The 1,080-nt window shown below is 75.6% G+C and carries 2 protein-coding genes and 1 pseudogene; all 3 read right to left on the reverse strand.

What is annotated here, in order from left to right:
* Positions 1–211: hypothetical protein (locus AC2W7M_RS26080; protein WP_486136062.1), on the reverse strand; the 211-nt coding region annotated here is incomplete at its 3' end.
* 74 nt (positions 212–285) lie between these two features.
* A pseudogene (locus tag AC2W7M_RS26085) lies at positions 286–480 on the reverse strand (lipid II flippase MurJ); the annotation flags it as partial.
* Positions 481–555: 75 nt separating this feature from the next.
* Positions 556–1,080 (reverse strand): hypothetical protein (locus AC2W7M_RS26090; RefSeq protein ID WP_486136060.1); only part of this gene is annotated, 525 nt, incomplete at its 5' end.

Consider the following 1,080-nt stretch of genomic DNA (forward strand, 5'->3'; position numbering starts at 1 on the left):
AGGCACAGCGCGAGCGACACCAGCGCCACCTTCTCGGCCGCCCCCACCAGCCCGGCGGCGAGGCGGTGGCGGCAAGGATGCGCTCCAGCCCCTGGAGCGGCAGGGACAGCGCGAGCACGGCGAGGAACAGCGCCGTCGCCCGCGCATCCTGCGCATCGAAGCTGCCGCGCTGGAACAGGGTGACGACGATGGGGCTCGGCGAGCACGGCAAGGCCCGCCGCCGCCGGCAGGCGCGAAGGCAAGCGCCGCCACCAGCGCCCGGCCGGCGGACGTCCCTTCCCCCTTCTCGCGCACCAGAGCCGGCAGCAGCACCGCGCCCGCGCTCGCGCCCACGAGGCCGAGCGGCAGGTCCATCAGCCGCTGGGCATAATTGAGCGCCGCCACCGCGCCCGGCACGGCGGACACCAAAGCGATGATGATGATGAGCCGGAACTGGCTCATGCCGGCGAACAGCAGGGCCGGCGAAGCGGCGCGCAGCACCGCGAGGCCGCCGCGCCAATCGGCCCCGGCGCCAAGGAAGCGCGCCGGCGGGCAGCCGCGCGCCCGCCGCCCTCATCAGCGCCAGTTGCGCAACTCCGGCCGCCACCGCGCCGCGGCGATGGCGAAGGCCGCGGTGTCGCTCTCCATGAGCCCCTGGAGCAGCAGCGCCGCGATCACCGCAAGAACGGTGAGGTTGGCCGCCATGGGCGCGAGCGCCGGCAGGAGCACGCGGTACGCGCGGTTGGCGATGCCGCCGAAGATCGCGGCCATGCCCGAGAGCGGCAGATAGAGCACGGCGACGCGCCCGCACAGCACCGCCACCTCGGCGCGCGCGCGCCCGCCTCGAAGCCGGGCGCCAAGAGGCCGATCACCTGGCGCATGAACACCGCCGCCAGCACCGCCGCGACAACGAGGCTTCCGGAGAGCAGGAGGAAGGCGCTTGGCCAAAGCGCGCGCCGGGCGGCGCCGGCGCCGCGACTCGTCGGCCTGCGCCAGTGCGGAAGAGGCGGAGAAGCTTGAAGGTACGCCCGCCCAGCCAGGCGAGCCGCCGCCAGCAGCGGCAGCGCCAGCGCCGGCCACCAGGGCATCCGCCGACCGGGG

Source organism: Xanthobacter sp. BG11Y11_SDJG (genome assembly GCF_057364445.1).